This is a genomic window from Reyranella humidisoli, assembly GCF_019039055.1.
Taxonomy (GTDB): domain Bacteria; phylum Pseudomonadota; class Alphaproteobacteria; order Reyranellales; family Reyranellaceae; genus Reyranella; species Reyranella humidisoli.
Window position 1 is genome coordinate 2,433,806 of the sequence record NZ_JAHOPB010000001.1, and the last position, 25,546, is coordinate 2,459,351.

23 protein-coding genes are annotated in these 25,546 nt (G+C 67.1%); 13 read left to right on the top strand and 10 right to left on the bottom strand.

Annotation, left to right across the window (positions count from 1 at the left end; translation table 11 throughout):
• The first annotated feature begins 101 nt into the window (after positions 1 to 101).
• The 3 genes from KQ910_RS11825 to KQ910_RS11835 all read left to right on the top strand — a co-directional run bounded on the left by KQ910_RS11825 (position 102) and on the right by KQ910_RS11835 (position 4,091).
• Complete coding sequence (locus tag KQ910_RS11825) at positions 102 to 452, top strand: RidA family protein (protein WP_216959981.1); 351 nt, start codon at positions 102 to 104, stop codon at positions 450 to 452.
• 50 nt (positions 453 to 502) lie between these two features.
• Complete coding sequence (locus KQ910_RS11830) at positions 503 to 850, top strand: RidA family protein (RefSeq protein ID WP_216959984.1); 348 nt, start codon at positions 503 to 505, stop codon at positions 848 to 850.
• 214 nt (positions 851 to 1,064) lie between these two features.
• On the top strand, positions 1,065 to 4,091 hold the full coding sequence (locus KQ910_RS11835; protein WP_216959987.1) for a Calx-beta domain-containing protein: 3,027 nt from the start codon (positions 1,065 to 1,067) through the stop codon (positions 4,089 to 4,091).
• A 195-nt stretch (positions 4,092 to 4,286) separates the two neighbouring features.
• On the opposite strand, the gene KQ910_RS11840 is transcribed toward KQ910_RS11835, so the two are convergent.
• A complete protein-coding gene (locus KQ910_RS11840; protein ID WP_216959991.1) occupies positions 4,287 to 5,690 on the bottom strand; it encodes an FAD-binding oxidoreductase in 1,404 nt (467 codons plus the stop codon).
• Positions 5,691 to 5,761: 71 nt separating this feature from the next.
• Between KQ910_RS11840 and KQ910_RS11845 the strand changes: the two genes are divergently transcribed.
• From KQ910_RS11845 to KQ910_RS11855, 3 genes are all read left to right on the top strand, one after another.
• Positions 5,762 to 7,012: a thiolase family protein gene (locus tag KQ910_RS11845; RefSeq protein ID WP_216959995.1), complete on the top strand. Its 1,251-nt coding sequence runs from the start codon at positions 5,762 to 5,764 to the stop codon at positions 7,010 to 7,012.
• A gap of 103 nt (positions 7,013 to 7,115) precedes the next feature.
• The gene (locus tag KQ910_RS11850; protein ID WP_216960009.1) at positions 7,116 to 8,012 is read left to right on the top strand and encodes an SDR family NAD(P)-dependent oxidoreductase; all 897 of its coding nucleotides are present in this window, start codon (positions 7,116 to 7,118) and stop codon (positions 8,010 to 8,012) included.
• Between the two features lie 104 nt (positions 8,013 to 8,116).
• Entirely contained in the window at positions 8,117 to 9,199 is a 1,083-nt protein-coding gene (locus tag KQ910_RS11855) for an adenylate/guanylate cyclase domain-containing protein (RefSeq protein ID WP_216960012.1), read from the top strand.
• A gap of 54 nt (positions 9,200 to 9,253) precedes the next feature.
• Here KQ910_RS11855 and KQ910_RS11860 read toward each other — a convergent pair whose 3' ends face one another.
• The gene (locus KQ910_RS11860; protein WP_216960015.1) at positions 9,254 to 9,700 is read right to left on the bottom strand and encodes a flavodoxin domain-containing protein; all 447 of its coding nucleotides are present in this window, start codon (positions 9,698 to 9,700) and stop codon (positions 9,254 to 9,256) included.
• Positions 9,701 to 9,781: 81 nt separating this feature from the next.
• Between KQ910_RS11860 and paaG (KQ910_RS11865) the strand changes: the two genes are divergently transcribed.
• Genes paaG (KQ910_RS11865) through KQ910_RS11875 form a run of 3 tightly spaced genes read left to right on the top strand, consistent with a single transcriptional unit; the run spans position 9,782 to position 12,334 of the window.
• Positions 9,782 to 10,579 (top strand): 2-(1,2-epoxy-1,2-dihydrophenyl)acetyl-CoA isomerase PaaG, encoded by a 798-nt coding sequence (gene paaG / locus KQ910_RS11865; RefSeq protein WP_216960018.1) that lies wholly within the window; start codon positions 9,782 to 9,784, stop codon positions 10,577 to 10,579.
• A gap of 14 nt (positions 10,580 to 10,593) precedes the next feature.
• The gene (gene paaG, locus KQ910_RS11870) at positions 10,594 to 11,382 is read left to right on the top strand and encodes a 2-(1,2-epoxy-1,2-dihydrophenyl)acetyl-CoA isomerase PaaG (RefSeq protein ID WP_216960032.1); all 789 of its coding nucleotides are present in this window, start codon (positions 10,594 to 10,596) and stop codon (positions 11,380 to 11,382) included.
• Positions 11,383 to 11,401: 19 nt separating this feature from the next.
• Positions 11,402 to 12,334, top strand: a complete 933-nt coding sequence (locus KQ910_RS11875; RefSeq protein ID WP_216960034.1) for an SMP-30/gluconolactonase/LRE family protein — start codon at positions 11,402 to 11,404, stop codon at positions 12,332 to 12,334.
• An 81-nt stretch (positions 12,335 to 12,415) separates the two neighbouring features.
• Here KQ910_RS11875 and KQ910_RS11880 read toward each other — a convergent pair whose 3' ends face one another.
• From KQ910_RS11880 to KQ910_RS11890, 3 genes are all read right to left on the bottom strand, one after another.
• Entirely contained in the window at positions 12,416 to 13,807 is a 1,392-nt protein-coding gene (locus tag KQ910_RS11880) for a malonyl-CoA decarboxylase domain-containing protein (RefSeq protein WP_216960037.1), read from the bottom strand.
• A gap of 141 nt (positions 13,808 to 13,948) precedes the next feature.
• The gene (locus tag KQ910_RS11885; RefSeq protein ID WP_216960040.1) at positions 13,949 to 14,587 is read right to left on the bottom strand and encodes a DNA-3-methyladenine glycosylase family protein; all 639 of its coding nucleotides are present in this window, start codon (positions 14,585 to 14,587) and stop codon (positions 13,949 to 13,951) included.
• Positions 14,584 to 15,135 carry a methylated-DNA--[protein]-cysteine S-methyltransferase gene (locus KQ910_RS11890; RefSeq protein WP_216960042.1) on the bottom strand — a complete coding sequence of 184 codons (552 nt, stop codon included), beginning with the start codon at positions 15,133 to 15,135 and terminating at the stop codon, positions 14,584 to 14,586. Before KQ910_RS11890 ends, KQ910_RS11885 begins: the two co-directional genes overlap by 4 nt.
• A 126-nt stretch (positions 15,136 to 15,261) precedes the next feature.
• Between KQ910_RS11890 and KQ910_RS11895 the strand changes: the two genes are divergently transcribed.
• The 3 genes from KQ910_RS11895 to pcaF all read left to right on the top strand — a co-directional run bounded on the left by KQ910_RS11895 (position 15,262) and on the right by pcaF (position 18,454).
• Positions 15,262 to 16,491: a BtaA family protein gene (locus tag KQ910_RS11895; protein WP_369408377.1), complete on the top strand. Its 1,230-nt coding sequence runs from the start codon at positions 15,262 to 15,264 to the stop codon at positions 16,489 to 16,491.
• Positions 16,488 to 17,144, top strand: a complete 657-nt coding sequence (locus KQ910_RS11900; protein WP_369408329.1) for a class I SAM-dependent methyltransferase — start codon at positions 16,488 to 16,490, stop codon at positions 17,142 to 17,144. Before KQ910_RS11895 ends, KQ910_RS11900 begins: the two co-directional genes overlap by 4 nt.
• A gap of 107 nt (positions 17,145 to 17,251) precedes the next feature.
• Positions 17,252 to 18,454 (top strand): 3-oxoadipyl-CoA thiolase, encoded by a 1,203-nt coding sequence (gene pcaF, locus KQ910_RS11905; protein WP_216960045.1) that lies wholly within the window; start codon positions 17,252 to 17,254, stop codon positions 18,452 to 18,454.
• A gap of 136 nt (positions 18,455 to 18,590) precedes the next feature.
• Here pcaF and pncA read toward each other — a convergent pair whose 3' ends face one another.
• The 5 genes from pncA to purD form a co-directional block, all read right to left on the bottom strand.
• Positions 18,591 to 19,199 carry a bifunctional nicotinamidase/pyrazinamidase gene (gene pncA / locus KQ910_RS11910; protein ID WP_216960048.1) on the bottom strand — a complete coding sequence of 203 codons (609 nt, stop codon included), beginning with the start codon at positions 19,197 to 19,199 and terminating at the stop codon, positions 18,591 to 18,593.
• A 24-nt stretch (positions 19,200 to 19,223) separates the two neighbouring features.
• On the bottom strand, positions 19,224 to 20,351 hold the full coding sequence (gene tgt / locus KQ910_RS11915; protein ID WP_216960063.1) for a tRNA guanosine(34) transglycosylase Tgt: 1,128 nt from the start codon (positions 20,349 to 20,351) through the stop codon (positions 19,224 to 19,226).
• Entirely contained in the window at positions 20,348 to 21,391 is a 1,044-nt protein-coding gene (queA, locus tag KQ910_RS11920) for a tRNA preQ1(34) S-adenosylmethionine ribosyltransferase-isomerase QueA (protein WP_216960066.1), read from the bottom strand. Before queA ends, tgt begins: the two co-directional genes overlap by 4 nt.
• 21 nt (positions 21,392 to 21,412) lie before the next feature.
• Positions 21,413 to 22,540, bottom strand: a complete 1,128-nt coding sequence (locus KQ910_RS11925) for an MBL fold metallo-hydrolase (RefSeq protein ID WP_216960069.1) — start codon at positions 22,538 to 22,540, stop codon at positions 21,413 to 21,415.
• A gap of 102 nt (positions 22,541 to 22,642) precedes the next feature.
• Positions 22,643 to 23,920 (bottom strand): phosphoribosylamine--glycine ligase, encoded by a 1,278-nt coding sequence (purD, locus tag KQ910_RS11930; protein WP_216960072.1) that lies wholly within the window; start codon positions 23,918 to 23,920, stop codon positions 22,643 to 22,645.
• A gap of 57 nt (positions 23,921 to 23,977) precedes the next feature.
• Between purD and xseA the strand changes: the two genes are divergently transcribed.
• Entirely contained in the window at positions 23,978 to 25,513 is a 1,536-nt protein-coding gene (xseA, locus tag KQ910_RS11935) for an exodeoxyribonuclease VII large subunit (RefSeq protein WP_216960075.1), read from the top strand.
• The last annotated feature ends 33 nt before the right edge of the window (positions 25,514 to 25,546 follow it).

Consider the following 25,546-nt stretch of genomic DNA (forward strand, 5'->3'; position numbering starts at 1 on the left):
ATAGGCTTCCCGGGACTGTAGCGCGAACCGGCGGCACGGGGAGGGCGGAGTGCGTCCCCGGTCCGTTGTGCGAGCCGGAGAGGCGCTTTAGGTTCGCCGCCATGAGCAACATTGTACGAATCGACGTCGGCCCGCGCATGAGCGAGGCCGTCACCCTGGGCAACCGCATCTACTGCTCGGGCATGATCCCCGAGGATACGAGCCTCGACATCACCGGCCAGGTCCGGCAGGCGCTGGCCGAGATCGACTCGCTGCTGGCCAAGGGTGGCAGCGACAAGACCAGGATCCTGACCGCCACGATCTGGCTGAGCGATATCTCGGATTTTGCCGCCATGAATAAAGTTTGGGACGCCTGGGTCGTGCCCGGCCAGACGCCGGCCCGCGCCACCGTCGAGGCCCGCCTGAACGACCCGAACATGAAGGTCGAAATCATGGTCGTCGCGGCGATATAGGCTCTGCTAAGGTCCCGCCCGCTTTTCAAGTTTCTTCGAGGAGAGAGAATATGAGCATCAAGCGCATCAACGTCGGCGCCCGCATGAGCAGCGCCGTGGTCCATGGCGACACGGTCTATCTCGCCGGCCTCACCGCCGACGACGCCAAGGCCGACGTGAAGGTCCAGACCAAGCAGATCCTCGACAAGGTCGACAAGTTCCTGGCCGAAGCCGGTACCGACAAGTCGAAGGTGCTCTCGGCCAACATCTGGCTGACCGACATCTCGACCTGGAGCCAGATGAACGAAGTGTGGGACGCCTGGGTCTCCCCCGGCAACACGCCCGCGCGTGCGACGGTCGAGGCGAAGCTCGCCGCCCCCGGCCTCAAGGTCGAGATCATGATCCAGGCCGCCAAGTAAGGCGCGTCCGTTTCAATGGAAAGGGCCGGCATCCGCCGGCCCTTTTTCTTTGGGCGTTCTTTCCGGAGCCCCCGATTTTGCCGGCCACTTGCCCGTTCGCCGATTAATCGGCCTCGTTCATCGAGTACTCGCGGTTGGCGTCTGTTCCTCTCCGGGAAACATGACATCTCATCAGCAGAGACACTGTCGCTGACAACCAGCCGGAGGGAAGGACATGGCGAACGAGGCAAGCGCGACCGGGAAGATCTTCCAGATCACGTCGGATGGCGCGGACATCACCGGCTTCGATCCGGCCCGGGACAAGCTCGATCTTGGCCCTGTCACCGTACATAACGGCATTATCGTCGATACCCCGACCGGCGTCGGGATCATGAATCCGTGGTCGGGCGAGATCGCGGTTGTCGTCGGCGTTTCGCTCGGTCAACTCACGATCGACAGCTTCGTGCCGATCATCAACGATCACCTGCGTGAATGCGTATCCGGTGCGCTTGCCTGGGAACATGGAATCGCGGCGAACGACCACACTGTCTATGCGCGCTCCCACGAGATCGGCCAGATCGACCGGGTCGCCTTCAACCCCGCCACCGACACCGTGGACTTCCGATACTTCGGTACCCGCGAACAGATCTATATGACCAACAATCCCGAAGGAGTGGTCATCTCCAATTCGGGAACGGGTCAGGCGTTGATTCTGCTGGGTGTCACGACCGCTGATCTGAAAGCCGAGAACTTCGTGTTCTATTTTGCGGAGGCCCGCGAGGACCGCGTTGCCCTGCAACTCGGCTTCAGTTCGGTTCCGGATTCGCAGATCAAGCCGCAAGGCGTGCCCATCGCCGGCACGAACAACTGGCCGACGGGCACCGGTAACGGGGCGCCTCCCTCCGGCGAGGCTGGAACGACCACCATTATCGACTGGCACCATGGCACCAACACCGCCATCGCCTTCGATCCGTCGAAGGACAAGCTCGATTTCGGCTGGTTCAAGGCCAGCGAATTCTCGGTGAAAGAGGTCGATGGCTCGACGGTCATCAGCATCGAGGGCAACCGCCAGACCTACGTTCTGACGGGCGTGTCGCTCGCCGAACTGGACCACAACAATATCGCTGCCCGCGACGCCACGGCACGTGCGGAATGGCAGGAGCTGATCGATTCGGCCGAGGGATCTGCGGCCGTCGTGCCGCAACTCTCGATCGCCAACGGCACTCTCGCCGAAGGTAATGCCGGCAAGAGCCAGATGGTTTTCACCGTCACGCTTTCGCAGGCAGCGACCGGCCCCGTTTCGGTCGGCTATACGACCGGGAACGGTACGGCCACTGCCGGCCAGGACTATGCATCGGTTGTTGGTACGCTGACGTTCGCGGCAGGCGAGACTGCCAAGACGGTCAACGTCGACATTCTGGGCGACACCCTCGTCGAGACCAACGAGACCTTCACCCTCTCGTTGTCGTCGCCCACGGGCGCCACGATTGCCAGGGGGCAGGCCACGGGCACCATCGTCAACGACGATATCGATACGCAGCCCGCCACGCTGCCGGCCATCTCCATCGCCGACCTGTCGACCAGGGAGGGTAACGGCGAGCACAACCATTTCATGTTCGTCGTGACGCTGGACAAGGCATCGTCCGTGCCGGTGACGGTGCAGTACAAGACCGTCGATGGCAGTGCGGCCGCCGGCGTGGACTACACGGCTTCCACGGGGACGGTGACGTTCGCGCCGGGCACGACCTCGCAGATGATCCACGTGGACATCAAGGGCGACAGCATCGCCGAGGCCGACGAGACATTTACCGTGATGCTGTCCTCGCCTGTCGGCGCCACGATTGCCGACGGCTCGGGTACCGGCTTGATCACCAACGACGATGGGACCGCTCCGGTCCTGCCAGGCCTGTCCGTATCGGATGCCACGCGGGTCGAGGGAAACTCGGGCACGGCCAAGCTCAACTTCACCGTCTCGCTGTCGCAGGCCGCCACGGGTCCGGTGACGGTTCAGTACGGCACCGCCAACGGCACGGCGAGTGCGGGTTCGGACTACAAGGCGAAGTCGGGCACGCTCACCTTCGCGGCGGGCGAGACCTCGAAGACGGTCTCGGTGACCGTGTCGGGCGACACCGCCGTCGAGGCGAACGAGACGCTGACGCTGAACCTCTCGGGCGCGAGCGGTGCCACGATTGCCGACGGCTCGGGCGCGGGCACGATCACCAACGACGACATGGCCGCCCCGACCGGCGGGACGGCCGTTGGTTACAAGGTCAGCGACAACTGGGGCGCAGGTTTCATCGGCAACATGCAGGTTGCCGCCGGCGGTACCGCCCTGAAAGGCTGGACCGTCGAGTTCGACGCGGCGTTTGCCATCACCAACATCTGGAACGCCCAGATCGTAAGCCACATTGGCGATCATTACGTCATCAAGAACATGTCCTATAACGGCACGGTCGGCGCCCATCAGGAGACAAGCTTCGGTTTCCAGGCAACGCCGGGCAGCGACGGGACGGCGGCCACGGGCTTTACGCTCAATGGCATATCGTCCGGCAGCGGGACGCCGGCATCCGCGCCGCTCCTGCCAAGCCTGTCGATATCGGATGCCACGCGGGCCGAGGGAGATTCGGGCACGGCCATCCTTGACTTCACCGTGTCACTGTCGAAGGCGGCCTCGGGGCCGGTGACGGTCCAGTACGGCACCGCCAACGACACGGCCAGTGCGGGGTCGGACTATACGGCAAAGTCGGGCACGCTCACCTTCGCGGCGGGCGAGCAGTGTAAGGTCATACAGGTGCCGATTGCCGGCGATAAGCTGGCCGAGGGCAACGAGAAGTTCACGGTCACGCTGACCGATGCTCATGGCGCCGCCATAGGACGCGGCGCTGCAACGGCCACCATCAACGACGACGATGCAGCGCTTGCATCGACATCGTCGCCGCCCGTCACCAATTCGACGGCATACGGCACGTCGAGTGGCGATCTGGAGGCCCTGATGAAGGTGGTGGATTCGTGGAGCGGCGGCTTTAACGCGGCCGTGACCATCCACAACGACGGGGGAGCCGTCTCCGGTTGGCAACTCGAAATCGAGACACAGAGCGAGATCACCAGCATATGGAATGCGGAGATCGTTTCACACGATGCCAGTGGCTATGTGGTCCGCAACGCCGCCTGGAACGGGAAGGTCGATGCAGACGCCGACGTGAGCTTCGGCTTCACCGCGACAGGACCGGCGGACCCGGCCAAGTTCGACTTCCTGATCTGATCGCCGTCCCGGCCTCGAGGTCGAGATCGTGATCCAGGTCGCCAAGTAAGGCGCTTCAAAAAGCAAAGGGCCGGCGAAAGCCGGCCCTTTTTGTTTGCGCTGTCATCCCGTGCGAAGCGAGGGTTCTTTCCGGTAACCGAAGCATCCTTCGCTGCGCTCAGGATGACAATGTTCATCGCGACGCAATGAATATTGTCAATTGATCGGCCCGATGATCTTGCCCGGGTTCATGATGTTGTCGGGGTCGATCGCCTTCTTGATCGAGCGCATCAGCGACATCGCCTCGCCGTGCTCCTGGTAGAGATACTTGATCTTGCCGATGCCGACGCCGTGCTCGCCGGTGCAGGTGCCGCCGAGATTCTGCGCCCGGGCAATCATGCGGTCGTTGAGGCCTTCGGCTCGCGGCAGGTAGGTCGGGTCGTCGGGGTCGACCATCATGGTGAGATGGAAGTTGCCGTCGCCGACATGGCCGACGATCGGGGCGTAGAGGCCGTTGGCCTGGATGTCCTTCTGCGTCTCGAGGATGCACTCGGCGAGCTTGCTGATCGGCACGCAGACATCGGTCGCCCACATGCCCCAGCCCGGCTTGTAGGCCTTGGCTGCCCAGGCCGCGTCGTGGCGGGCCTGCCACATCCTGCTGCGCTCCTCGGCCTGGCTGGTCCAGGCGAAGTCGCCGCCGCCGTGCTCGGCGGCGATGGCCTGCACCATCTCGGCCTGTTCCTTCGTGCCGGCCTCGGTGCCGTGGAACTCGAGTAGCAGCAGGTTCTTCTGCGGCAGCGTGAGCTTGGAATACTGGTTCACCGTGTCGACGGTGTAGGTGTCCATCAGCTCGATGCGCGCCACCGGGATGCCCGACTGGATGGTCTGGATCACGGTGTTGACCGCGCCCTCCAGACTGTCGAAGGCGCAAGTCGCGGCGACCATCGATTCCGGTGTGCCGTAGAGGCGTAGCGTGATCTCAGTGATGACGCCCAGCGTCCCCTCTGAGCCCACGAACAGCTTCACCAGGTCGTAGCCCGCGCTCGATTTCCGCGAGCGGCGGCCGAGCTGCATGATCCGCCCGTCGGGTGTCACGACCTGCAGCGACAGCACGTTCTCGCGCATCGTGCCGTAGCGCACGGCGTTGGTGCCCGAGGCGCGGGTGCTGGTCATGCCGCCGATCGAGGCGTCGGCGCCGGGATCGATCGGGAAGAACAGGCCGGTCGCGCGCAGGTATTCGTTGAGCTGCTTGCGGGTGACGCCGGGTTGCACGACCACGTCGAGGTCGGCCTCGTTGACCTGCAGGATCTTGTTCATGCGGCTGACGTCGAGCGAGATGCCGCCGTTGGGGGCGCTGATATGGCCCTCCAGCGAGGTGCCGGTACCGAACGGGATGATCGGGGTCTTGTGGCGGGCGCAGAGCTGGACGATCTGCTGCACTTCCTCGGTCGATTCGGCGAACACCACGGCGTCGGGCAGGTGCGCTTCGTGATACGAAATGTCCTTGCCGTGCTGCTCGCGCACGGCGTGCGCGGTGCTGACCCGGTCGCCGTACAGCGCCTTCAGCTCGGCGATCGTGGCATCGACGTTGAGGGGTCTCGCCTGGGCCGCTACAGCCATGTTCGTTCTCCTAGCGTAAGCCGTTTGGATACGCTCAAATGCGGCCAAAGCCAACCTGAGGAAACCGCCCCATGCGCGACGTCTACATGATCGGCGCCTACACGACCGTCTTCAAGAAACACCCCGGCCTCAGCTTCGGCGACCTCGCCCGCGAGGCCTATATGGGGACCCTGGCCGATGCCGGCATGGACAAGGGAACGGACATCGAGACCGGCTGGCTGGGCAATTGCGGCATGGGCTTCTGGGGCCAGAACTCGATCCGCGGCCAGGCGCTGTTCCAGCCGCTCGTGGAGGAGGGCCTGTTCCCCGCGCGGGTGCCGATGTTCAACGTCGAGAATGCCTGCGCCACCGCCTCGACCGCCTTCATGGGCGCCTGGAAGGACGTGCTGGCGGGCACGCATGAGCTGTCCTTCTGCCTCGGCGTCGAGAAGCTGTTCAGCCCGGAGGCGCCCGAGCGCACAGCCGGTCTCTTCAACCAGGGCTACATCACCAGCCAGCACGACCGGCTGGTCGAGGAGATGAACCGGGTCGGCAAGATGGTGGGCTCCGAGTTCAAGCCGGGCGATGACCGCACCATCTTCATGGATACCTATGCCATGCAGGCCAAGTGGCACATGTGGAAGTACGGCACGACGCAGGCGCAGATCGCGGCCGGTGCGGCCAAGAACCACAATTACGGCGCGCTGAACGAGAAGGCGCAGTACCGCTTCCAGATGACGCCGCAGTCGGTGCTGGAGGACCGTCCCGTGTCCTTCCCGCTGACCCGCGCGATGTGCGCACCGATTGGCGACGGCGCAGCGGCGGCGCTGCTCTGCTCGAAGGAGTATCTCGACCGGCTGCCGAAGGAAGTACGGGACCGGGCCGTGAAGATCGCGGGAGTCGGCTTCTCCGGCGGCATGTACCGCAATCTGGACGAGCCGGGCCTGACGCGGGCGGCCGCCGACAAGGCCTATAAGATGGCGGGGATTGGGCCCGAGGACATCGACGTCGCCGAAGTCCACGACGCCACCAGCTTCTGCGAGATCTACCAGTGCGAGATGCTGCGCTTCTGCCCCGAGGGCGAGGGCGGCAAGTTCGTCGAGTCGGGCGCCACCGGCCCCGGCGGCAAGCTCCCGGTCAATACGTCGGGCGGCCTGGTCTCCAAGGGCCATCCGGTGGGCGCCACCGGCCTGTCGATGCTGGCCGAACTCGCCACGCAGCTGCGCGGCGAGGCCGGCGACCGTCAGGTGAAGGGCGCCGAAGTCGCGCTTGCCGAGAACGGCGGCGGCGTCATCGGCATGGAAGAGGCCGTGGCCTCGGTCGTGATTCTCAAGAAAGAGTAACCGTGTCATTCCGAGCGTAGCGAGGAATCCTTGGGTTCGAGGAAGGATCCCTCGCTTCACTCGGGATGACACATTTTATCGGGCGTCTGAGGAGAACAATGAAATGACAATCCGCTTCGACAACCGCGTCGCCATCGTCACCGGCGCGGGCAATGGGCTCGGCCGCGCGCATGCGCTCCTGCTGGCCAGCCGTGGCGCCAAGGTAGTCGTGAACGATCCGGGCGGCGCGGTCGACGGCAAGGGTGGCGGTCATGCCGCGGCCGACAAGGTCGTGGACGAGATCAAGGCGGCGGGTGGCCAGGCCGTCGCCAATTACGACTCGGTCGCCGAAGCCGCGACCGCCGCCAACATCGTGAAGACCGCCGTCGATGCCTTCGGCACGGTCGACATCGTGGTGAACAATGCCGGCGTCCTGCGCGACAAGACCTTCCACAACATGACGACCGAGGATTTCGAGTTCGTCGTGAAGGTCCACTTCCTCGGCACCGCCTACGTGACCCATGCCGCCTGGCCGATTCTGCGCGCCAAGGCCTATGGCCGCATCGTCGTGACCTCCTCGAACTCGGGCATCTACGGCACCTTCGGCCAGTCCAACTATGGCGGCGCCAAGCTCGCCGTCGTGGGCTTCATGAACGCGCTCAGGCTCGAGGGCCAGAAGTACAACATCATGATGAACGCGCTGGCGCCGATCGCCGCCACGCGCATGACCGAGAGCCTGATGACGCCCGAGGCCCTGGCCAAGCTCAGGCCCGAGTTCGTCTCGCCGATGGTCGCCTTCCTGTGCAGCGAGCAGTGCCAGCGCACCGGCGACATCTGGAGTGCCGGCGCCGGCACCTTCGCGCGCATCGAGTATCGCGAGGCGGAGGGCCTGCGCATCGACGGTCGCGCGCCGACCATCGAGGACGTGGCCGACAATATCGAGAAGATCGCCGACGTCTCGGCCAGCCGCGTCTTCCGCACCTCCGGCGAGGAAGTCGCGGCCGTCGTGAGCGGCTCCTGAGCAACGAGGCGCCTCCGGCTGCCGACCGGCTGGGGCCGGTCGCGAAGTGGCTGCTGCGGGAAGGCCGGCTCATTCAACGGCCGGCCTCCTTCATCGAGCAGATGATGGGCCGCGTGTTCGAGGCGGGCATCCCGGTCTGGCGCATGTATATCGGCCTGCAGCTCGTCCATCCGCAGCTCCAGGCGATGGGCTATCTATGGAGGCGGGGCCAGCCCGTGGAAACGACCGCGCGGGCCTACGGTGTGCAGTTCACCCCCGCCTATATCGGCAGCCCCCTCCAGGAGGTGCGGGAGGGCGGGGCACCCGTGCGCTACCGGCTCGACAGCCTGACCGAGCGGCATCACGAGGTGCTGCACGATGTCAGGGACGGCGGCGGCACCGACTATTTCTCGCTGCCGATGCGCATCCGCCGCGACGGACCGCTGCCAGTTGTGGCCTTCGCCACCGACCGCAAGGAAGGCTTCAGCGACGCCGACATCGACGACCTGACGCGGCTCGTGGACATGATGGGTGCGGTCACCGAGATGCACATCGAGGAGAGCGTCGCCCAGACCGTGGCGGAGACCTATCTGGGCCGCCAGGTCGGCCAGCGCATCCTGAACGGCATGATCCGGCGCGGCGACGGCGAGGAGATCCGCGCGGTGCTGTGGTTCTCCGACCTGCGCGATTTCACCGGCCTCAACGAGCGCCTGCCGCCCGACCACGTGCTGGAGCTGCTGAACAACTACTTCCAGCTCGTCGGCGATGCGCTGGCCAAGCATGGCGGCGAGATCCTGAAATTCATCGGCGACGGCGTGATGGCCTACTTCCCGGCCGAGGACGCGCTGTTCATGCCGATGGTGACGGCCGCCGCGCTCGAGGCGGCGCGGCAGCTCATCGACGATGCCGAGGCCGCCAACGAGGCGCGCGCCACGGGGGGCGCCGAGCCGATCAGGTTCGGCATCGGGCTCCATGTCGGCACGGTGACCTTCGGCAACATCGGCACGGAGGACCGGCTCGACTTCACCGTCATCGGCTCCGCCGTCAACCGCGCGTCGCGGCTGGAAGGCCTCACCAAGGCGCTGGGCGTCCGCGTCTGTGCCTCCGCCGAGTTCAACGAGAACTGCCCGAGCCCGATGAAGTCGCTGGGCAAACACCGCCTGCGCGGCGTCCGCGAACCGGTCGAGATCTTCACGCTGCCGGATTGACGATCTTCATCTCATGTTCCTCTCCCCCTACCGGGGGAGAGGAGTCTGAAATGATCAGACCTTCGTCTTCCAGCCTTCGATCCAGGTGAGGGCTTCCTCGTCCGGCAGAGGCTGTTCGGAGGCATCGACCTCCAGGCGGTCGCCGACCCGCTTCGCGCCGCAGCGTTCGAGCGCCTCGTCGACCTTCTTGCCGCCACCGCAGAACGTGTCCTGGTAGGTCATGTCGCCCAGGGCGATGACGCCGTAGCGATGGCCCGACAGGTCGGGCCTGTCGCGGTGCAGGGCCTCGACCAGCGGCAGGATGTTGGTCGGGATGTCGCCGGAACCGTGGGTGGCGCAGACCACAAGGAGCACGTCGTGCGCCTGCAGGTCGGCGGCGGTCGCGGCCTTGTCGGTGACGTCGACGGCGTGCCCGGCTCCAGCCAGGACGGGTTGCAGCGCGTCGGCCACCATCTGGGCATTGCCCGACTCGGTGCCGACCAGGATCAGGATCGTGGCCATGGGTCTGGGATACGGTAGGGAGTGCCGCGATGCGACGCGACCGGATGGCGCGGCAAATTCCGCCATGCCAGTCTGCCCGCCATGGAAGAAACGCCCGTATTGGCCGCCCTCGCCGGCGGCGTCCTGACCCTGACGCTCAACCGCCCGCAGCGGCTGAACGCGATGAGCCATGCGCTGATCGACGCCATGAATGCCGAGCTGAAGCGCGCCCGCGAGGACGATTCCGTGCGCTGCGTGCTGCTGACCGGCACTGGCCGCGGCTTCTGCGCCGGCGCCGACCTGGCGGGCGGCGGTCCCGGCGATGCGGGCGCGTCCGGCCCGCGCGACGTCGGCGCCGCGATGGACCGCATCTTCAATCCCATGATCCGCGCCATGCGCGATCTCCCCAAGCCGATCGTCGCCGCAGTGAACGGCGTGGCGGCGGGCGGCGGCGCCAATCTCGCGCTGGCCTGCGATATCGTGATCGCCGCGCGGTCAGCCCGCTTCGACCAGGCCTTCGTGCGCATCTCGCTGATCCCCGACCTCGGCGGCACCTGGTTCCTGCCGCACACGGTGGGGGACGCCCGCGCCCGGGCGCTGGCGATGCTGGGCACTTCCGTGCCGGCCGAGGAGGCCGCGCGCATGGGCATGGTTTGGCAGGTGGTCGACGATGCCACCCTGATGGACGAGGCCGGCAAGATCGCCGCCAGGCTCGCGACCGGCCCGACCCGCTCCTATGCCGCGATCAAGGGCGCCATCAACGCGGCCGCCACCAACACGCTCGACCAGCAGCTCGACCTCGAGCGCGACCATCAGCGCGAACTCGGCAAGAGCGAGGACTTCAAGGAAGGCGTCGCGGCCTTCCTCGCCAAGCGCGCACCCAATTTCACCGGACGTTGAGAGACGAGAACCAGATGACCTACGAGAAGATCCAGATCGCGAAGGATAACGGCCTCGCCACGCTGACGCTGAATGCGCCGGACCGGCTCAATGCCGTGTCGCGCAAGATGATCGGCGAGCTGAAGCAGTGCTGGGAAGAACTGGCCGCCGACACGTCGGTGCGCGCCGTCCTGCTGACCGGCGCGGGCCGCGGCTTCTGCGCCGGCGCCGATCTCGCCGATCCCGACCGCGCGAAAGGCAACACGTCGGACTCGGGCGAGGCGCTCGACAAGTTCTTCAACCCCGTGATCCGCCTGATGCGCAGCGTGCCCAAGCCGATCGTGGCGGCGGTGAACGGCCCGGCGGCCGGTGTCGGCATGAGCTTCGCGCTCGCCTCCGACATCGCCGTCGCGGGCAAGTCGGCCTCGTTCCTGCAGGCCTTCGCCCGCATCGGCCTGTTGCCCGACGGCGGCAGCACCTGGTTCCTGCCGCGCCTCGTGGGCGAGCAGCGGGCGCGGGCGCTGGCGATGCTGGCGCCGCAGATCAGCGCGCAGCAGGCCAAGGATTGGGGCCTGATCTGGGACGTGGTCGAGGATGCCGAGCTGATGAAGACGGCCGGCGATCTCGCGCGCCGCCTCGCGGATGGACCCACGATGTCGCTCGCGCGCATCAAGGAGGCGATGAACCGCGCCAGCGGCAACACGCTCTCCGAGCAGCTCGACGTCGAACGCGACTTCCAGCGCGAGCTGGGCAAGAGCGAGGATTTCAAGGAAGGCGTCGCGGCCTTCCTCGCCAAGCGCAAGCCCGAATTCAAGGGCAAGTAAGAACAACGGGAGAAACGCCATGACGACGCCGTTCAAGGAGATCACCTCGGGCCTCAAGTTCCCGGAGGGGCCGGTGGCCATGCCGGACGGCTCGGTCATCCTGGTCGAGATCGCGCGCGAGACGCTCACCCGCGTCACGCCGGACGGCAAGCAGCACATCGTCGCGAAGCTGGGCGGCGGCCCGAACGGCGCGGCGATGGGGCCCGGCGGCAAGATCTACGTGACCAACAATGGCGGCTTCAACTGGATCGAGCGGCCCGACGGCCGCCTGTTCCCGGGCACGCAGCCCGCCTCTTACAAGGGCGGCTCGATCCAGGTGGTCGATCCCGAGACCGGCAAGTTCGAGACGCTCTACGACAGCTGCGATGGCCGCAAGCTGAACGGGCCGAACGACCTGGTATTCGACGATGCCGGCGGTTTCTGGTTCACCGACCTCGGCAAGACGCGCGAATACGACAACGATCGCGGCGCCGTCTACTACGCCAAGGCCGACGGCTCGAAGATCGAGCAGAAGGTGTTTCCGCTGGAGCGCCCCAACGGCTGCGGCCTCTCGCCCGACGGCAAGACGCTCTATGTCGTCGAGACGCCGACGGCCCGCCTCTGGGCCTTCGATCTGTCGGCGCCCGGCACCATCAAGGACGCCAACGGCGCCTATCGGGGCGAGAAGGGCCGCGTCGTCACGGGCCTCGGCGGCTACCAGATGTTCGACTCGCTGGCCGTCGATTCGGCCGGGCACATCTGCGTCGCGACCCTGATCACCGGCGCCGTCTCCGACATCTCGCCCGACGGCCAGTCGGTGACGCAACACAAGTTGCCGGACCCGATGGTCACCAACGTATGCTTCGGCGGCAAGGACCTGCGCACGGCCTATGCCACTCTTTCGATGACCGGCAAGCTGGTCAGCTTCGAATGGCCGCGTCCGGGCCTCAAGCTCGAGTATCTGAACAAGTAGGTACGCCGGGCGCGCGCCACTCCCGTGGCGCGTCTTTTCGTTGATCCTGAACGCGCCACTGGAGTGGCGCGCCCCCGGCAACTACCCCTTCGTCTGCGCCCGCACTTCGCGGCTGGCGACGACCTTGCCAGTGGCGTAGGCCTCGTGGTTGGCGTCGACGTCGGACAGCTTGTAGCGGTAGTTCACCATCATCGCGTAGGACTGCTTGAAGCCGTTGGCGCTGGTGTCGCCCAGCCAGTTCAGCCGCTCGACGATGGCGCCGTTGCCGAGATGGAAGTGCGCCACCCGGTCGAGCGCGCGGCCCTTGTCGGTGGCAGTGAGGTAGACGGCGGCGAGGCGCGTCAGGATCGGGCGCAGTGCCTTGTCGATCGCCGGCACCTCCCACCAGTTCGGCCTCGCCAGCAGCTTGAGGACGGCGGCGGTGCCGTAGGCTTCATCCGTCACCGGTCCCAGCGAGGCGATCTCGCTCTGGGTAAGCATCGCATCGCCCTCGGTTTTCGCCCGATGCTCGACATGCTGGCGCAGGCCGGGGATCGGCGAGAGGGTGGCGAAGTCCTTGATGTTGGGCAGGTCGCGAGAAAGCTGATCGGCGACGCGCTTGATCAGGAAGTTGCCGAAGCTGATGCCGGCGAGGCCCTGCTGGCAGTTCGAGATCGAGTAGAAGATCGCGGTGTTGGCGCGCTTGGGATCGTGCGTCTCGTCGCGTGCGTCGAGCAGGCGCTGCACGTTACCCGCCATGCCGTCGACCAGCGCCACCTCGACGAAGATCAGCGGCTCGTCGGGCATGCGAGGATGGAAGAAGGCAAAGCAACGGCGGTCCGAATCGAGCCGGTTCTTGAGGTCGCGCCACGAGCGGATCGCATGGACCGCCTCGTAGGTGACGAGCTTTTCCAGCAGCGAGGCCGGCGAGCGCCAGTCGATGCGCACGAGATCGAGGAAGGCCACGTCGAACCAGGCGCCGAGCAGTGAGCGCAGGTCCTCGCTCAGCGCCTTGGCGGCGGCATCGCTCTTGCCCAGCGCCAGCAGCTCGGCGCGCAGGTCGACCACGAATTTCACGCCCTGCGGCACGCCGACGAATTCGCGCAGCAGCCGCACCGCCGGCGATTCCAGCTCCCGGCGCAGCGCCCGCGCCGGTTCCTTGCTGGCGCGCCATTTCTCGACGGTCTTCAGCGCGGCCTCACGCGGCAGGCCATAGTCGCGCGCCAGGGTCAGCAGGAATTTTTTGCGCCCGGCCGGCGACAGCGAGAGGTAGGCCTGTCCCAGCTCGGCCGCGCGCCCGCGCCGTGCCGTCTCGCCGCCCTTGCCTTCGAGGCAGGCGTCGATGCGGCCCTTGAGCCGCGGAACGTCGTCATCGGGAAGATCCGGCCGCAGCGGCGCGCCGACGGCTTCACGCGCGCCGCGCGCGGTATCGACGAAGGCGGTGCGAAGACGTTCGAGGGTACGGTCGACGGTATCGGAGAACGGTAGGGCCATGCCTGGATTATGTCACAGCAAACGTGTCACTCCAGTGGCGGCACATGAACGTGCCTTTACCAGAAATTTGATCCGTCGTTTCATGGTTTGCATCTTCATGTTCCTCTCCCCCTAGCGGGGGAGAGGAGTTTGAAAGTGTAGTCACGCGGGCGGCTGATCCAGCACGCGCCACAGATACCAGCTGGCGACCGTGCGATAGGGGCGCCACTTCTCGCCGGCTTTCTCCAGCGCCTTCGGCGACGGCAGCGCACGTTTCCTGAACGCTTTCGCATAGGCCTTGCGCAGGCTGTAGTCGTCGAGCGGCAGGATGTCGGGGCGGCCCAGCCGGAACATCATGAACATCTCGGCGCTCCAGCGCCCGATGCCGCGCACCTTCACGAGACGCTCGATCAGTTCGGCGTCGGCAATCCCATGTGCCTCGTCGAGCGTCGGCAGTTCGCCGCTGTCGACGCGGCGCGCGAGGTCCTGCACCGCCAGCACCTTGGCGCGCGACAGGCCGCAGCCGCGCAGATGCTCGTCCGGCGTCTTCAGAATGTGGCGCGGCGTGAAGCCATCGGTCGCCCTGGGATAGAGCGCCTCGACCCGGCCGTAGATCGTAGCGGCCGCCTTGTTGGAAAGCTGCTGGTAGACGATGGCTTCGGCCAACGAGCCGAACAGGCTGCGCGAGACCTTGAGCTGCATGCGGAACGGGCCGACGGCTTCGATGATTGCCGCCAGCGCCGGGTCGGCTTCCTTGAGATGCGCGACGGCTTTTGCCGGCTTGAACGGAAATCCCGTCATCGGGCCGCGAAGAGGGGACCCGCGCCGACTTCGGGCGCACCCTCGATCTCCAGCATGCGCCGCTTGGTCGAGACGCCGCCATTGGCCGAGAAGCCGCCCATCTTGCCGTCGGCACCCAGCACGCGATGGCAGGGTACGATGATGGCGACCGGGTTCTTGCCCAGCGCCTGGCCGACCTCGCGCGATTCGTGCGGCACGCCCAGGCGCCTCGCGATCTCGCCATAGGTCATGGTGTGGCCGGGCGGGATCGTGCGTGCCACCTCGTAGACCTTGCGGTGGAACTCGGGCGCGGCCTCGAGGTCGAGCGGGATGTCAGCGAGATCGACGGTGCCGCCCGCCAGCAGCGCCTGCACGCGGTCGAGCGCGCGCTGCACGCCGGCCGGCACCGACGCGGCCTCGACTGCGTCGGGCCAGCGCCGCTTCACGCGGGCGCGCGTCGCGACCGGCGTCGGCTCGGGAAGCTGCAGGCCGGTGATGCCGCGACCGCTCCAGGCGATGGCGCAGATGCCGATCGGCGTGTCGAACAAAGCGAAACCTGGGGCGCTCATGGACTCCGATCCTTCTACCTAACCGGTAATCCCGTCAAGTCGAGTGTTCACAGGCCGTCGTCATCAAACTGGCACCGACCGGGACTAGCCTCGGCTCGTCGATGTAAAGCCGGAGTCGATGGGTTGATCTATCCGCGGGCCGAGAGTCATTCGCTGCTGAAGCAGGCGGTGCGCCGCCACAAGGTCATGTCCCGCGAGGGGCTGCTGGAGAAGCTGTTCGAGCGGTTGTTCAGGGGCCTGGTCTACGCCCAGATCTGGGAAGATCCCGAGATCGACATGGACGCGATGGCGCTGACGCCGGACTGCCATGTCGTCGCGATCGCGTCGGGCGGCTGCAACGTCCTGTCCTATCTCACCGCAAGTCCGGCTCGCATCACCGCCGTCGATCTCAGTCGTGCCCATGTCGCGCTGAATCGGCTGAAGCTCACGGCGGCGCAGCGGTTGCCATCCTGGTCGGACTATTACCGCTTCTTCGGCGCCGCAGACTCAGGCGCCAACCCACGTGCCTACGATCGGGAGATCGCGCCGCACCTCGATGCCGAGAGCCGCGCCTACTGGGAAGGCCGCAGCCTGCAGCAGGGCGGGCGTCGGCGCATCTCGATCTTCGCGCGCAACGCCTATCGCCACGGCGTGCTCGGCCGCTTCATCGGCCTCGCCCATGTCGCCGCCCGCGCCTATGGCGTGGACCTGCGCGAGCTGCTTGTCGCGCGCACCCTGGACGGGCAGCGACGCTACTTCGACAGCGTGCTCGCGCCGCTGTTCGACAAGGCGGCGGTGCGTTGGGTCACCTCCAATCGCCTCTCGCTCTACGGGCTCGGCATTCCGCCGGCGCAGTACGCGGCGCTGGCCGGTAGCCGGGACATGGGCTCCGTCCTGCGCGACCGGGTCCAGCGGCTGGCCTGCGGCTTCAGCCTTTCCGAGAACTACTTCGCCTGGCAGGCGTTCGGCCGCGCCTATGCGCCCGACGCAAGCGGTCCGCTGCCGCCCTATCTGCGTGAGGGCAACTTCCCTGCGGTGCGCCGCGGCGCGGCGAGCGTCGAGGTACTCAACCGCTCGGTGACGGACTATCTCGCCGCCAGCCCCGCCGCCTCTCGCGACCGTTACGTGCTGCTCGACGCGCAGGACTGGATGACCGACGTCCAGCTCAACGCGCTGTGGAACGAGATCACGCGCACCGCGCGGCCGGGCGCGCGCGTGATCTTCCGCACCGCCGCCGGGCCCTCGCTGCTGCCGGGCCGCGTCGCGCCGGCGCTGCTCGACCAGTGGCACTACGAGGCCGAAGCCTCGCGCGCCTTCACCGCGCGCGACCGGTCGGCGATCTACGGCGGCTTCCATCTCTATGTGCTGAAGCCGTGAGTGCAACGCTCGTCCATGCCGGCCTGATGGACCGGATCTATCGTCGCCAGCGTCACGTCTATGATCTCAGCCGCAAGTACTACCTGCTGGGGCGGGACCGGCTGATCGAGGGCCTGGATCCGCCGGCCGGCGGCCGCGTGCTGGAGATCGGCTGCGGCACCGCGCGCAACCTGATTGCCGTGGCTCATCGTCATCCCGCCGCGCCGTTGTTCGGCATCGATCTTTCGCGGGAGATGCTCGACACGGCGCGACGGCGGGTCGAACGGGAAGGGCTCGCGGGACGCATTCGCCTCGCCCACGCCGACGCCACGCGCTTCGATCCGGCGCTTCTGTTCGGTGTGCCGGCCTTCTCGCGCATCTTCTTCTCCTACACCCTGTCGATGATCCCGGAATGGGAGAGGGCGCTCGCCCAGTCGGTGCTCTGGCTCAAGCCGGGCGGGGAGCTGCATATCGTCGATTTCGGCGGCCAGGAGCGGCTGCCACGCTGGTTCCGCGGCGGCTTGCGCCGCTGGCTGGCGACATTCCACGTCAGGCCTCGCGATGGGCTGGAGACGGCCTTGGCGCGGCTGCCCGGCGGGATTGAGGTCCACACCTTCGAACGGCCCCATCGCGGCTACGCCCAGTACGCCGTCTGCAGCCGCCTCCCCGTCTAAAGACACATAACCCCTCTGCCCCAGGGGCATTGGCAGGGCCATTGGCAAGCGGCCGTGGCCGGTGCTAACCCGACAGCAACGATTTGCTGAGTCCGGGAGTACCCAAGATGACCGAAGCCTTCATTTGCGACGCAATCCGCACCCCCGTCGGCCGCTACAACGGCGGCCTGGGTGCCATGAGGGTCGACGATCTCGCCGCCCATCCGATCAAGGCGCTGATGCAGCGCAATGCCAATGTCGACTGGGGCTCGGTCGACGACGTGATCTATGGCTGCGTGAACCAGGCCGGCGAGGACAATCGCAACGTCGCGCGCATGGCGGGCCTGCTGGCCGGCCTGCCGGTCGAGGTGGCCGGCGCTACCGTGAACCGCCTGTGCGGCTCGGGCCTCGAAGCGGCCGGCCACGCCGCTCGCGCCGTGAAGCTGGGCGAAGCCGACCTGATGATCGCTGGCGGCGTCGAGGGCATGACCCGCTCGCCCTACGTGATGGGCAAGCCCGAGGGCGCCTTCGACCGGTCGATGAAGCTCGAGGACACGGTGCTGGGCTGGCGCTTCGTCAATCCGCGCATGAAGGCGGCCTATGGCGTCGACCCGATGGGCCAGACCGCCGAGAACGTCGCCACCGAGCACCAGATCAGCCGCACCGACCAGGATGCCTTCGCCTATCGCAGCCAGCGCCGCTGCAAGGCGGCCCAGGACCGCGGCTTCTTCGAGAGGGAAATCGTCAAGGTCTGCGTGAAGAAGGGCAAGACCGAGGTGATCGTCGAGAAGGACGAGCATCCGCGCGGCGACACCACGATGGAGACGCTGTCCAAGCTTTCCGCGGCGTTCCGCGACGGCGGCTCGGTGACGGCCGGCAACTCGTCGGGCCTGAACGACGGCGCCTGCGCCATGATCATCGCCTCGGAAGCCGCCGCCCGCGCCAACGGCCTGACGCCGCGCGCCCGCATCCTGGGCACCGTGTCGGCCGGCGTGCCGCCGCGCGTCATGGGCATCGGCCCGGTGCCGGCGACTCAGAAGCTGCTGGCCAAGCTCGGCATGACCATCGGCGATTTCGACACGATCGAACTCAACGAGGCGTTCGCCGCCCAGGCGCTGGCCGTGCTGCGCCAACTCGGCCTCAGCGACGACGCCGAGCAGGTGAACCCCAATGGCGGTGCGATTGCGCTCGGCCATCCGCTGGGCGCCTCGGGCGGACGCCTGATGATCACCGCGCTGAACCAGCTCGAGGCCACCGGCGGCAAGCGCGCGCTCGCCACCATGTGCATCGGCGTCGGCCAGGGCATCGCGCTGGCGCTGGAGCGGGTTTGAGGTCGAGCCGTACTGACGTCTCATTCAGACTCCTCTCCCCCGATAGGGGGAGAGGCTGGGTGAGGGGGCGACGCACCGCCTGTAACCCCCTCACCTAACCTCTCCCCCTAACGGGGGAGAGGAATATGAAAAAGCTTTATGCGGTGGCGTTCAGATTGATCCCCGCGCGGCGCATGTCGCTCATCATGCGCTTGCGGCTGTCGTCGAGGTCGATGGCGGCGGTCGCCTCGACCACCACGGCGACGTCGAAGCCCGCCTGGCGCGCGTCGATCGCCGACCAGGCGACGCAGTAGTCGAGCGCGAGACCGCAGAAGACCAGCTTCGTGAAGCCGCGCGCCTTCAGGTAGCCGTCGAGGCCGGTGCGCGTCATGCGGTCGTTCTCGCGGAACGCCGAGTAGGAATCGATGCCGGTGTGATAGCCCTTGCGCACGATCATCTGCGCCTTGGTGACATTGAGTTCGGGGTGGAAGTCCGCGCCGGGGGTGCCCTGCACGCAATGGTCCGGCCACAGCGTCTGCTCGCCGTAGGGAAAGCGCATACTGGAGAAGGGCTCCGCGCCCTCCCATGAACTGGCAAAGGAAGCGTGGCCGGCAGGATGCCAGTCCTGCGTCAGCACGACATGGTCGTGGCGGCCGATCAGGCGGTTGACCAGCGGGACGACCGCATGGGCGCCGGCGACGGCCAATGCGCCGCCTTCGCAGAAATCGTTCTGCACGTCGACCACGACCAGGGCCTCGTTCGGCATCCGTTACGCTCCGTCACTGTGCCGCTATTGAATTGGGGGTATGTCGCCCAGCGCCTGGTCGCGTTCGAACGACGCGATCCAGGTGTCCAGGGTCTTGCTTTCGATGGCGCCGCGCAGGCCGCGCATCACGTCCTGATAATATTGAAGGTTGTGCCAGGTGAGCAGCATCGCGCCCAGGATCTCGTCGGCGCGGATGAGGTGATGCAGGTAGGCGCGGCTGTGATGCGTGCAGGCCGGGCAGGCGCAGTGCTCGTCGATCGGCCGCGGATCGTCGCGGTGGCGCGCGTTGCGCAGGTTGATCTCGCCACGCCGCGTGAAGCCCTGCGCCGTGCGGCCCGACCGCGTCGGCATCACGCAGTCGAACATGTCGATGCCGCGCTTCACCGCGCCCACGATGTCACCCGGCCGGCCGACGCCCATCAGGTAGCGCGGCCGGTTGGCCGGCAGCATCGGGACCGTGTAGTCGAGGGTCCCGAACATCAGCTCCTGGCCCTCGCCGACGGCGAGGCCGCCCACGGCGTAGCCGTCGAAGCCGATATCGATCAGCGCCTTCGCACTCTCCGCGCGCAGTTCGGGGAAGACGCTGCCCTGCACGATGCCGAACAGGCCGTAGCCCGGGCGCTTGACGAAGGCGCGCCGCCCGCGCTCGGCCCATTTCATGGAGAGCCGCATCGAGAAGGCGGCTTCCGGCTCCTCGGCCGGCCAGCTCGTGCACTCGTCGAACGACATGGTGATGTCGGCATCGAGCAGGCGCTGGATCTCGATCGAGCTTTCCGGCGTCAGCCGGTGCTGCGAGCCGTCCTTGGGCGAGCGGAACGTCACGCCGTCGGGATCGAGCTTGCGCAGCTCCTTGAGCGACATCACCTGGAAGCCGCCGGAGTCGGTCAGGATCGGGCCCGGCCAGTTCATGAACTTGTGCAGTCCGCCAAGCGCAGCGACGCGCTCGGCGCCCGGCCGCAGCATCAGGTGGAAGGTGTTGCCCAGCACGATCTCCGCGCCGGTCTCGGCGACCGACTGCGGCAGCATCGCCTTCACGGTGCCCGCCGTGCCGACGGGCATGAAGGCAGGCGTCTCGATCGTGCCGTGGGCGGTGGTGATCCGGCCGCGACGGGCGGCGCCGTCGCTGCCCAGCAATTCGTAGGAAAGGCTCATCGGCGCAACAGACAACAATCGCCATAGGAATAGAAGCGGTATCGCTTCTCGATGGCATGGGCATAGGCCTGCTTCATGCGCTCCAGGCCGGCAAAGGCGGAAACCAGCATGAACAGGGTCGAGCGCGGCAGGTGGAAGTTGGTCAGCAGCAGGTCGACGGCGCGGAACCGGAAGCCCGGCGTGATGAAGATGTCGGTCTCGCCGCTCCACGGCTTGATCGCGCCGTCATGCAGACGGGCCACCGCTTCCAGTAGCCGCAGAGACGTCGTGCCTATCGACACGACGCGGCCGCCCAGGATGCGTGTCGCCTCGACCGCGCGCGCCGTGGCCGGGGAAACCTCGCCCCATTCGGCATGCATCGTATGGGTGTCGGTGTCGTCCACGCGCACCGGCTGGAAGGTGCCCGCGCCGACATGCAGCGTGACGCCCGCCGTGGTGATGCCGCTGTCGGCGAGCGCCGCCATCAGCTCGGGCGTGAAATGCAGGCCTGCGGTGGGGGCGGCGACGGAGCCATCGTGCCTGGCGAACAGCGTCTGGTAATCCTTCCGGTCCTGCGCGTCGGCGGTGCCGCCGCGGATGTAGGGTGGCAGGGGTACCGCGCCTTCCTGCTCGAGCGCTGTGAGAAAGGCGTGACCCTCACGGTCGAATTCCAGAACGACGGAGCCATCCTCTTCCTTGGATCGGACCGTGGCTCCGAGGTCCGCAAAGACCAGCGTATCGCCGGGACGCAACCGCTTGCCAGGCCGCATGAAGGACCGCCAGCGCCGCTCGCCGAGGTCGCGGATCAGCAGCGCCTCGACCGCCACGTCCTGGCGCAGGCCATTGCCCGGTCGCACGCCCTTGAGACGTGCCGGGATGACCTTGGTGTCGTTGAAGACGAGGAGATCGCCGCGGCGCAGCAGGCCGGGCAAGGACCGCACGGTGCGGTCATGCAGCGCTTCGCCTGTGACGTCGAGCAGGCGCGCGGAGTCGCGCGGGGAGACGGGCCGCTGGGCGATCAGATCGTCCGGCAGCGCAAAATCGAAAAGGTCGACGCGCATCGAGTGACTGTCTGGCCTTCGTCAGGTCTGACCGATGTCCATGACCACGCCGTCTGAATCGTCGGCGGGCGGCAGGGTGTTCAGGTCGGCCAGGGCCACGAAGCGATGGACGCCGTCGACCACGACGCGCTTCACGCGCGCGCGAGTCTCGAGGCAATGCAGGTGCGCCAGCGTCTCGCCGAAGGCGAAGACGATCTGGTTGTTGTCGAGGTGGCGCGGGAACAGCACCGGGACCATGTCCCAGGCGGTCGCGCCCGTCGCGCCCCTGCGGGCGATCGCCAGTTCCATGTCGTTCAGTCGTGCATCGTGATGGGCCACGAGCTGGTCGAGGCGCGTGTGCAGGCCGATGAAGGGAAAGCCGTGGCTCGGCAGGACCAGCGCGTCGGCCGGCAGGCGGCGGAAGCGCGAGAAGCCGTCGAGGAACCAGGTGAGCGCGTCGGCCAGCGGCTCGTTGGGCCAGACGCCGACATTGGTGCTGATCTTGGGCAGCACCTGGTCGCCCGCGATCATCACGTTGAGCTCAGGGCACCAGAGCGAGGCATGCTCGGGCGCGTGGCCGCGGCCGACGATGACGTCCCAGCGATGGCCGCCGATGGTGATGGGATGCGCATGGATCATGCGCCGGAAAGCAGTCGGCAGCGGCACCACGCCCTTGGCATAGCCGCCCTTGTGGCGATGGAAGTTGGCGATGCGGTCGGGCGGCACGCCGTTGCGCGCGACATGCGCGGCGCGCGTCTCCTCGCTCTCGACGAAATCGTTGCGGGCGGCCTGCGCGCTCATGTACTCGCCCAGCGTCATGTAGAGCGGGGCATTCCACTTCTCGCACAGCCAGCCGGCGAGGCCGATATGGTCGGGATGGAGATGCGTGCCGATGACGCGCACCACCGGTTTGCCCTGGAGCTTCTCGACGAAGATCTTTTCCCAGAGCGTTCGTGTGTCCTGCGAATTGATGCCGGTGTCGACGATCGTCCAGCCGTCCTTCTCCTCGATCAGCCACAGGTTGATGTGGTTGAGCTGGAAGGGCAGCGGCATGCGCAGCCAGTGGATGCCGGGGGCGACATTCTTGATGTCGCCGGGCTCGGGTACGTCACCACAGGGAAAGCGGAGCTGCGCCAGCAGGCGCTGGGATTCGGAGAGGGCGTCAGGCATGGGCTTGAAACTAAAGCATCTTTCCCGCCGCGTCTGCCCGGGGCGGCGCATGCCAGCCTTTCAAACTCCTCTCCCCCTATCGGGGGAGAGGAATATGAAAGATCAGGCCTTGAGTGCCCGCCAGGCGATGTCCTTGCGGTAGAAGCCCTCGGGCCAGTCGATCAGGTCCACGGCGCGGTAGGCCCGGGCGCGGGCTTCCTCGACGGTCCGGCCCATGGCGCTGACGTTCAGGACGCGGCCGCCATTGGCCAGGATCTTGCCGTCGGGGCCGGCCTTGGTGCCGGCGTGGAAGATCTGCACGCCCTCGACCCTGGCGGCCTCGGCGAGGCCGCGGATCTCGCTGCCCTTGGGGTAGGAATCGGGATAGCCCCTGGTCGCCATGATCACGGTGATGGCGGCGTCGGGCGACCAGCGCAGGTCGAGATGCTTCAGCCCGCCCTCGGCGCTCGCCAGCAGGGCCGGCACGAGGTCCGACTTGAGGCGCATCATCAGCACCTGCGTCTCGGGATCGCCGAAGCGGCAATTGTATTCGACCAGCCGCGGCCCCTTGGCGTCGATCATCAGGCCGGCATAGAGCACGCCCTTGAACGGCGTACCGGCGCGGGCGAGCGCCCGCACGGTCGGCAGCACGATCTCGTCCATCGTGCGCTGCTGCATGGCGGCATCGAAGATCGGCGCGGGCGAGTAGGCGCCCATGCCACCGGTGTTCGGACCCGTGTCGCCGTCGAAGGCGCGCTTGTGGTCCTGCGCAGCGACCAGCGGCAGGACATGCTCGCCGTCGGTCAGGGCGAAGAAGCTCGCCTCCTCGCCCTGCATGAATTCCTCGATCACCACCGAAGCGCCGGCGGCACCGAAGCGGTTGCCCGAGAGCATGTCGCGCACCGCTTCGACCGCCTGGTCGATCGTCTCGGCGATGATCACGCCCTTGCCGGCGGCGAGACCGTCGGCCTTGATCACGATCGGCACGCCCTGCGCCTTTATGTAGGCCTCGGCCGGTGCCACCTCGGTGAAGCGCTCGTAGGCTGCCGTCGGGATGTCGTTGGCGCGGCAGAGTTCCTTGGTGAAGCTCTTGGAACCTTCGAGGCGGGCGGCGGCCTTGCTCGGACCCCAGGCCTTGATGCCGGCGTCGGCAAAGGCGTCGGCCATGCCGGCGACCAGCGGCGCGTCGGGCGCGATCACCACGAAATCGATCTTCAGGCGCCGGGCCAGCGCCACCTGGCCGGGGATGTCCTCGGCGCCGACGTCGTCGATGCATTCGGCGACCTGGGCGATGCCGGCATTGCCGGGCGCGCAGTAGAGCTTGGTGCAGAGGGGCGAGCCCGAAATCGCCCAGCACAAGGCATGTTCGCGGCCGCCGCCGCCTACCACGAGGATTCGCATGGCGAGGCTTTGACCACAGTTTGCGCCGTGGGCACAAGCGGCTAGGTTCAGTGCCGTATGGATGATTTCGACTCTCCGGCTCCCCCCAGCCCCACACTTGGCAACGTCCCGGAATTCTCGGTTTCCGAGCTTTCCTTTGCCCTCAAGCGCGAGATCGAGACCGCCTTCCCGCGGGTGCGCGTGCGCGGTGAGATCAGCCAGCCGTCCTTCCCGCGCTCGGGCCACTGCTACTTCCGCCTGAAGGACGAGAACGCGGTGATCGACGGCGTCTGCTGGAAGGGCACGATCCCGCGGCTCGGCATCCGGATCGAGGAGGGGCTGGAGGTCATCGCCACCGGCAAGCTCACGACCTATGCCGGCTCCTCGCGCTACCAGATCATCGTCGACCGGCTGGAACTGGCGGGCGAGGGCGCGCTGCTCAAGCTGCTTGAGGACCGGCGCAAGAAGCTGCAGGCCGAGGGGCTGTTCGACCCGGAGCGCAAGCGCGCGCTGCCCTATCTGCCGCAAGTGGTGGGCGTCGTGACCTCGCCATCCGGCGCGGTGATCCGGGACATCCTGCATCGCCTCGGCGATCGCTTCCCCTGCCACGTGCTGGTCTGGCCGGTCTCCGTGCAGGGCGAGAAGGCGGCGGGCGAGGTGGCTGCGGCCATCGCGGGCTTCAACCGTCTCGCCGTGGATGGGAAAGTGCCGCGGCCCGACGTGCTGATCGTGGCGCGCGGCGGCGGCTCGCTGGAAGACCTGTGGGCCTTCAACGAGGAGATCGTGGTGCGCGCCGCCGCGAATTCCGAAATCCCGCTGATCTCCGCGGTCGGCCACGAGACCGACACGACCCTGATCGACTTCGCCTCGGACCGCCGCGCGCCGACGCCGACCGCGGCCGCCGAGATGGCGGTGCCGGTGCGGGCCGACCTGATGACCGAGACGCTCGACTATGCCAAGCGCCTGGTCGGCGGCATGACGCGCCTGCTGCGCGAACGGGCGATGGAACTGGCCGGCCTGGCGCGCGGGCTGGGCGATCCGCGTCGTCTGATCGAGGAACGCCAGCAGCGGGTCGATGTCAGCGGCGAGCGTCTCGCGCTGGCGACCCGCCAGCTCGTCGAGCGGCGCGCGCATCAACTCTCGGCCGCGCGTCTCGTTAGCCCGCAGGCGGTGATCGCCGCCAAGGAACAGGCGCTGGTCGCCGAAGGCCGTGCGCTGACGCGCGCCGTCGACCGCTTCAAGAGCGACGCTCTGCAGAAGTACGCGCGCGCCTTCGACCGGCTGGACCAACTCGGCGATCGATTGAAGCGCCACGGCAACGATCTTCTCGTGAACGGCCAGCGCCAGGTCGACCAGGCCGCGAAGCTGCTGGAGAGCTATTCCTTCCACTCCGTCCTGAACCGCGGCTTCGCCCTGGTCCGCGACCAGGATGCCCAGCCGGTCCTTGCCGCCGCCAGCACCAGCACCGGCCAGACGATCACAATCCAGTTCAGCGACGGCCATGTAGGCGCGCGCGTGACCGACGGCGCCGGTGCGCCGAAGCCGGTTGCGCCGCAGCCCGCCTCACCGCGTCGTCGCGACGACGGCACCGGCAATCAAGGGTCGTTGCTCTGACGCGCGAGCCTTGATGAAATGAAAACTGTCATC